This window comes from Peribacillus sp. P4_C12 (genome assembly GCF_056402095.1).
In genome coordinates, this window is the sequence record NZ_JBFUIB010000649.1 from 1 (window position 1) to 1,788 (window position 1,788).

2 protein-coding genes and 1 pseudogene are annotated in these 1,788 nt (G+C 42.7%); all 3 read right to left on the reverse strand.

Annotation, left to right across the window (positions count from 1 at the left end; translation table 11 throughout):
- Nucleotides 1-554, reverse strand: a 554-nt coding sequence (locus tag AC1DUW_RS27615; protein ID WP_477644026.1) for a fumarylacetoacetate hydrolase family protein, incomplete at its 3' end; no start/stop codon positions are given.
- A 15-nt stretch (nt 555-569) separates the two neighbouring features.
- Nucleotides 570-1,529, reverse strand: a complete 960-nt coding sequence (locus tag AC1DUW_RS27620) for a C-terminal binding protein (protein WP_477644027.1) — start codon at nt 1,527-1,529, stop codon at nt 570-572.
- A gap of 75 nt (nt 1,530-1,604) precedes the next feature.
- Nucleotides 1,605-1,788 (reverse strand): annotated as a pseudogene (locus tag AC1DUW_RS27625) (hypothetical protein); the annotation flags it as partial.

Here is a 1,788-nt window from a genome sequence, read left to right on the forward strand (position 1 = left end):
GTATCCGCCGTTTTGCCGCGTGACCACTGGCCGTCCTGAAATTGCAAATCCCGGGCGCTAATGTCATTCATAATTGTATAGCCAAAGACGTAGTCATTCGCCTCTTCTTCTGACACATTTTTCGCTTTTTTTCCAATGACAATCGCAAGCTCTGCTTCAAAATCGACTTCTTTTGAATTAATTGGGATTTCAATAACATCATTATGACCGACAATCGCATTCGCATATTTTGAAAAAATGACCGGTGAAGCCGGCGGCTCCATCCCAGTTTCCTTGCAATGATCTATATAGTTCAGCCCGACGCAAATGATTTTTTCCGGCTGTGCGATCGGTGGGAGGAATTTTACTTCTGATAGTGAGAATTTTGCATCGTCATTACCCCGTTGCTCGATTAACTGTTCAGCACGTTTACGCAACTCGCTTCCTCGTTCTATAAACGTTTTCATACAAGCAGGAAAATCATCTGGATCGAGTGCCGTTAAACTTATGATTTGACCATCTTGTACGATGCCGATATGATGGTCGGATTTTACCGAAAAAGATGCTATTTTCATATTTTTTATCCTCTCTTACGTCAACGCGTATGGTGTTTTTTCGCCGCTTAAGACCTGAACGATATTTTTCGCTGCTTTTTGACGAAGTTCAATCATCGCTTCCTCAGAATACCAGGCGCTGTGCGGTGTGATGATGACATTGTCCATTTTGAGAAGCGGGCTATCGATGCTGACCGGCTCATCTTCTGTAACATCAAGTGCGGCACCTGCAATAATCCCTTTTTCAAGTGCTTCAGCGAGTGCTTTTTCATCGATTATCGGCCCACGAGCTGTGTTAATGATGACCGCGTTTCTCTTCATTTGTTTTAAGCGCTCGTCATTGATCAGATGAAACGTATCATCAATTAGCGGTACATGTACGGACAAATAATCAGCTTCACTAATAATTTCTTCGAGATTCATTTTTTGAACGCCGACGGCTGCCATATCTTCTGCCGATACGAATGGGTCGTATGCAGCCGTTTTAAATCCGATCGGTTTCACCTTTTCCACGAAACGACGCGGAATACGGCCAAAACCAAGAACCCCAACCGTTTGCTCGTTAAAACGATGAATCGGCACACAAGCTTTAAAGTCCCAGTTACCTTTTTTTACCTCATTGTTTAACAGCGTCACTTTGCGCGCCCATGAAAGCAAAAGCGCCAATGCATGATTCGAAACTTCTTCCATGCCATAATCAGGTACATTGGCAACAGTAATCCCCTTTTCTTTCGCCGCATCGAGATCAATTGTATTGACGCCGACACCGTAGCGGGATATGATTTTCGTGTTTTCAAGTGATCCAATGACACGGCGTGAGACAGGAGCATATTGATTTAAAATCGCATCCACTTCTTTTGCCAACTCAATAACTTCTTCTTCTGTTTTGCATTGCGCTTTTATAAAATCAATATCCAATCCGCTTTCTTTAAAAACGTCTTCTTCATATTGTAAATGCTCAAATTCATAATCCGTTAATAATATTTTAAAGGCCATTTAGACTCCACTCCCACATATGGTAATAAACCCCTTTAGGTCAGGGGGATTCCTCCCGTTTCAGGTGAAAATCATTTATTTCGCAGCTGCTTTTTCGACTTTCGCAATTCCGAGTCCTTCCGCACCAAGTTTCGATGTTTTCGCTTCTGGATAATATCGTTCAATCATTTGAATTCCAATTGCGGCACGACGTACACGTTCATGTGCAAGTGAGATGTTCGCACTCTCCCATTGTTTCCCAGATGGATATACATCAGGG